Genomic DNA, 6,039 nt, shown 5'->3' on the forward strand with positions numbered 1-6,039 from the left:
AACCCACCAATAGCTGCAAAAACAGCTTCTAAACTAAGAATTATCGCAGCGTGAGAAGGCTTCGCATGTTTTTGTCCAACAACTTGTAGCGTATAAGCTATCCCTACTGAACAAATACCACCGTAGAGTATTGGAATAATAGCCTGCGTTAATCCATTTATCGTGATCTTTTCAAAGATCACTGCAACAATCATACTAAGTATTGAGCAAGTTATAAATTGAACAAAAGACAATTTCAATGCATCCACTTTTTTTACAAAATGATCAATTGTTAATATATGAATAGACCAAAATACTGCGCCCACTAGCTCAATTAAATCCCCTTTCGAAATAGAAAAATTTTCTGTTATACTTAAAAAATATAGCCCAACAACTGCCAACGCTACGCCCATCCAAGTAGTTATGTTAACATGCTGTTTTAATAAAATACCCAAAAGTGGTACGATTACCATATATAAACCTGTTATGAAAGCAGCCTTTCCTACACTAGTGTAAGATAACCCAATTTGTTGAAGTGAAGCTGCCATAAAAAGAGCACAGCCTGCAATAGCTCCACCATGCCAAGCACTTACAGATATCTTTTGTTTTTCTGTATCGTCCTTTGATTTTCTATTAAAATATAAAATTAGTGGAATCAAAGAAATACTACCTAATGCAAACCGAATACCATTAAAGGTAAAGGCTCCCACATACTGTGCCCCAATCCTTTGGGCTACAAATGCAAATCCCCATATTATAGCTGTTAACAAAAGAAGCATGTCTGCTTTTATTTCTTGGTTTTTCATTGTATATTTACCCCCTCTATTAAAAAAAATTTATAATTCCTATTCTTTTATCATGCTATGTTATTAATCTCAAAATATTATAGCTCAAGAATTGTATCATCCCCTGCAATTATAATATATGGAAACGTTTTTTTCAACAGATTTAAGTGGTATATCATGGTTTAAACATACTTTTTTAAAGAGTAAAAGACACTTGCTTAGGTACTGTTATATTAATTGTACACTTATTAATCAGCTACTTTATTACCTCTTTCTTCCTTTTACAGACATGACAAACTAATGATATACTAAAATTAATGAGAATTAATTTATCAAACCATTAACATAAGCGGGAGGTGCTTCAATCATAGAAGTAGTTAAAAATATTTTTAATGAGGGAGGTTATGTAGATGGAATTACCATTATCAATGTTTCAGGTGAAATTCTATTTACAGCAAAATTCAACAACAAGCTAAATTCACCTGAAGAAGAGAACTATGAGGTCTTAGGAAAGAATTTTTTTGATATATATGATAACCTCACTAGAAATACCAGTACCATTTACAAAGCTATGGAACTTGGATCACCAATATATAGTGCAGACCAAACACTTAAAGTAAAGGATAAAAAAGATATAAAAATAGCATCTTTATCTATTCCTATAAGAGCTGGTAATAGAATTGTTGGCGCTATTGACCTATCTTCGTCGAAAGTAGAATCCAAAGAAAATACAGCCGTTATTGAAATTGATAGTGCCCCATTTAAAATTCCCACGGTAAAAAATCTTTATGTTAATAAAAGCTTTGCACCCTACTCTGTTGATAACATTATATCTAACAATAATAAAATGCTTGCCCTTAAAGATTATATAGAAATTGCTGCAAATTGTGACCTTCCTGTTATGATATATGGAGAAACAGGTACAGGTAAGGAACTCTTTGCTCAAGCTATTCATAACGCAAGCAAAAGAAAAAATGCGCCTTTTATTGCTCAAAACTGTGCAGCAATACCAGATAATCTATTAGAAAGTATTTTATTTGGCACTGCAAAAGGAGCATTTACAGGTGCTATTGATAATATAGGACTATTAGAGCTTGCCGATGGAGGAAGTCTATTTTTGGATGAAATAAACTCTATGCCAGTTTATCTTCAGCCAAAACTACTTAGAGTTTTGCAAGACGGAACCTTTCGAAGCATAGGGTCAAAAGAAGTTAAAAAAGTAGATGTTAAGATAATATCAACACTCAATATTGAACCAAATGAAGCTATTAAAATTGGAGAATTGAGAAGGGATATTTACTACCGTTTAAGTGTTATGCTTCTAAACATCCCCCCATTAAGAGATCGATTAGACGACATTCCTCTGCTCGTAAATCATTATATTATTAAATATAATAAAGTTTTTGATAAGAATATAAAATATGTTTCTAAAAAGCTCTACACTAAGCTTACGTCATACGATTGGCCAGGAAATATAAGAGAATTGGAACATATAATCGTTTATGGGTTAAGTACCGTGAAGAAAACCAATAAGAAACTTATGTTTTCTGATATAGAATATAAATTCAAAGAACTTACATCAATAAGGGACAGTGCTAAGGAGTTTGAGATAGTCTCTCTTAAGGAAAATATGGACAATTATGAGAAAAGTTTAATAGAGAAAGCTCTTTTATCATCTGAACATAATGTAACAATGGCATCAAAGTTACTTAACATACCAAGACAAACATTGCAAAGAAAAGTTAATTATTACAAAATATAATAACTTTTATAAAAGTGAATATTAGTCAACCAATCTAAAAAGCTCATAAATGAACACGCAAATGCTCATTTATGAGCTTTTTAGACGACTTCATAATGTTAATAATCTTCAGAAAATTTGAAATATCTTTTTATAGATTTATTTTATTTTTTTATTTACTTACTAACACCTCATGTATCTCCCCTTTTTTTATATTTTATTCTTTGTATGCCCTGCTATTATATACCTGTGAAGAATAATATTAGAATTGCTATTTATAATTTCTACTATTATTAATAAGAGAAAATCTGAATAACTTCATCACTTAAATTTTCTTGGCATAAGTATTGCTTTAGCATAATAACATACAAACAGAATTTTCATAATCTTAGGAGGGTATAAAATGATATTTGGAGTATTAAAAGACATCAAAGTTGGAGAGTACAGAGTTATAGCAACTCCTGTAGAAGTAGCTTCTATTATACAGGATGGACACATTGTCCTAGTTGAAAAGGATGCTGGAGTAAATGCAGGATTTAGCAACGAACTTTATGTAAGTGAAGGTGCTGAAATAGTAGAAACAGTCCCCGAGATATATGACAGGTGTGACTTAATATCAAAAGTTAAACAAATTGAAAAACAAGAATATGAATTACTTAGAAAGGATCAAATAGTATATACTTGTTTACATCCGGCTGCTCATGAAGAAGAAGTCCAAGCTCTTCTTAATAGCAAGTGTATTGCATTCACAGCAGAAGATTCTCATAGATTCGGCTCAGTTAACTGCGAGGCAGCTGGCAAGCAAGGTGCTTTAATGGGATTATACTCTATGCTTACTATCAATGGTGGTAAGGGCAAATTTGTAAACGGTTTAGCGGGTGCTCCTGGAATTAAAGTTCTTATCCTAGGAGGAGGAATAGTTGGGAAATCTGCATTACAAGTTCTCCAATCATTAGGAGCATGGTGCACTGTAATGGATGTAAATATGGGAACTTTAAGAGAAATCGGGACAATGTACAACGAAAAAGTTAATACCCAATTTTCAACTAAAGAAAATATCAAGAAATTACTTCCTGGAATTGATCTGGTAATTAATTGTGTAAAATGGCCAAAGGGAAATCCTAATTTCTTAATTGATCGTGATATGCTTAATTTAATGGAAAAAGGATCTGTAATTGTAGATATAAGCAATGATGATAAAGGAGCTATAGAATCTTTTCATGAAACCAGTCATGCAAACCCAACATATATAGAAAATGGAATAGTCCACTACTGCGTTGGTAATATTCCAGGTGCTATTGCAAACACAGTATCCGTAGCATATGCTGCATCTGTATTACCACATTTACGATCAATTCTTAACTTAGGAGTAAAAAAAGCTTGCATAAAAGATGGATATTTAAGACGTAGTTTGACTGCGTATAAAGGATACATTACTCATGAGGAAACAAGTGCTGTTCAAAATAAGCCTTGGGTAAAACCTGAAGTAATATTAAATATACAAAACGAAAAACTCGACCCTGCACCAACTGCTACCATGACAAAATCAGATAATTTCTTGAAAATCTAATCTAAGGAATAAGATACGACTTACTAAAATTGAGCAGTAGATTAATTTATTATTACAGAGGAGGAAGTAAAAATGGAAATAGGTGCAAATTCAGGTATTATATCATTATTGCCCGCATTAATTGCTATTATATTAGCTTTCAAGACAAAAAATGCTATATTCGCTTTAGCAACAGCTTGCCTTGTAGGAGTATTAGTCATGGGAGAGGGTCTTCTCGGTTTTCCAACTCTATTAAAGGAATCTCTAGGTACTACTAGCTTTTCTTGGATTTTATTACTAGAATTATTTATTGGTATATTAATTGCATTTTTCCAAAGAACTGGCGCTATTCAAGGATTCACTAAATTTATGGACGATAAAAAACTTAGTAGGGTAGGCATTCAAGTAGTTGCTTGGTTCATGGGGATGTTTGTATTTTTTAGTGATTATTTTAGCCCATTGTTTGTTGGATCTACTATGAGAGGACTTTCTGATAAAGCAAAGATATCCCGTGAAAAATTAGCCTACATCGCTGATTCTACTTCTGCACCTGTTAGTGTTATGGTTCCAATTACTGGTTGGGCAGTATTTATTTCAGGTTTACTTGTTGGGATGGGTCCTATCAAAGATGTTTCTGATGCCATGATGGTATTTACAAGAGCGGTTCCCTTCAACTTTTATGCCATATTGTCTGTTGCTTTTGTTGGACTAACTGCTATGAAAATCATACCAGAGTTTGGTCCTATGAAAAAGGCTGAAGAGAGAGCACTAAATGAAGGTAAGGTGTTGGCAGATGGTGCTGAACCATTACTTGGCGAAGAATTAACCGATACACCACCCTACGAAGGATTTAAAATCAATGTGTTATTAACTTTTATCTTACCAGTCTTAATCGTAATTTCTATTGCAGTAGGGACTTTTATAGTGCTTAAATCTGCTAAAACTATGGAGGCTTTTTTAGCCGCAGCTATTGTTTTAGGTATTATTATGAGAATTAAAGGAATCCCATTTAGTGATATTATGAAAACGGCTATGTTAGGTATGAAGGGTGTAATGCCCGCTGTCATCATATTGGCACTTTCATATTCTATCAATAATTTAAGTAAAAATATGGGTACAGCTAATTATATTATCTCATTAACGGAAAGCTGGTTAGTTCCAAGTTTATTACCCGTATTAACCTTTCTTATAGCTGCAATAATTTCTTTCTCTACAGGATCATCATGGGGAACTTTTGCTATCGTTATGCCTTTATCTGTACCACTAGCTTTTATCTTTACAGGTAACGTGGTTACACCATTAGTACTGGCTACCGTTTCTGCAGTTGCAGGAGGTGGCGTATTTGGAGATCATTGTTCTCCATTATCAGATACTACTGTTTTAGCATCTACTGGTGCTGCAGCAGACCATATTGATCATGTTAGAACTCAACTCCCTTATGCCTTAACGGTTGCAGGTTTTGCTACCATACTTTATTTAATCATAGGATTTGTTTTCGTATAACGATCTCCTATTTAATTTAACCCACTAACAAAATAGATAGAGTAATCATAGAGAACTATGATTACTCTATCTATTTTTATTTTGCTATTATTTATTCTATAACTTTGTTTACCTTTTAATGATAAAATTGTCTTATTAGTATAGAGAAAATTAAACGTTACAGAAAAGGAGGGAAAAATGGATAGCCAGTTACTATTAGATTTATATAGAAACCAATCTAAAATTATATTTGGATATTTAATTAAAAATGGATGTACAAAGCAAGAGTCTGAGGACATTGTTCAAGATAGCTTTGTTAAAGCAATTCAATACATGGATGGCGTGTCCAAAGAAAAAACTTTCTTCCTGGTTGTTTAAGGTTGCACTTAATGAATTTAGGAACCGAATGAAAAAACAGAAAAAACTATATCCGCTAAGTATTGATGAATCAGAGTTTTTGAATAATTTATTAAAAGAGGAAGACTTTACCCAAGACATACTAT

Annotated in this window: 5 protein-coding genes; 4 read left to right on the top strand and 1 reads right to left on the bottom strand. The window is 32.7% G+C overall.

Annotated features, from left to right (window positions below; all coding sequences use genetic code 11):
* The coding region (locus JJE11_RS12990; protein ID WP_291636283.1) for a DMT family transporter at window positions 1–785 on the bottom strand (785 nt) is incomplete at its 3' end.
* A gap of 550 nt (window positions 786–1,335) precedes the next feature.
* Here JJE11_RS12990 and JJE11_RS12995 point away from each other — a divergent pair.
* From JJE11_RS12995 to JJE11_RS13010, 4 genes are all read left to right on the top strand, one after another.
* The gene (locus tag JJE11_RS12995; RefSeq protein ID WP_291636285.1) at window positions 1,336–2,526 is read left to right on the top strand and encodes a sigma 54-interacting transcriptional regulator; all 1,191 of its coding nucleotides are present in this window, start codon (window positions 1,336–1,338) and stop codon (window positions 2,524–2,526) included.
* Between the two features lie 382 nt (window positions 2,527–2,908).
* Window positions 2,909–4,075: an alanine dehydrogenase gene (locus tag JJE11_RS13000; RefSeq protein WP_291636287.1), complete on the top strand. Its 1,167-nt coding sequence runs from the start codon at window positions 2,909–2,911 to the stop codon at window positions 4,073–4,075.
* Between the two features lie 72 nt (window positions 4,076–4,147).
* Window positions 4,148–5,557 carry a Na+/H+ antiporter NhaC family protein gene (locus JJE11_RS13005; RefSeq protein ID WP_291636288.1) on the top strand — a complete coding sequence of 470 codons (1,410 nt, stop codon included), beginning with the start codon at window positions 4,148–4,150 and terminating at the stop codon, window positions 5,555–5,557.
* 177 nt (window positions 5,558–5,734) lie between these two features.
* Window positions 5,735–5,914 (top strand): hypothetical protein, encoded by a 180-nt coding sequence (locus tag JJE11_RS13010; protein ID WP_291636290.1) that lies wholly within the window; start codon window positions 5,735–5,737, stop codon window positions 5,912–5,914.
* Window positions 5,915–6,039: the final 125 nt, after the last annotated feature.

Origin of the sequence: Clostridium sp. (genome assembly GCF_016650095.1) — a bacterium.
Taxonomy (GTDB): domain Bacteria; phylum Bacillota; class Clostridia; order Clostridiales; family Clostridiaceae; genus Clostridium_AD.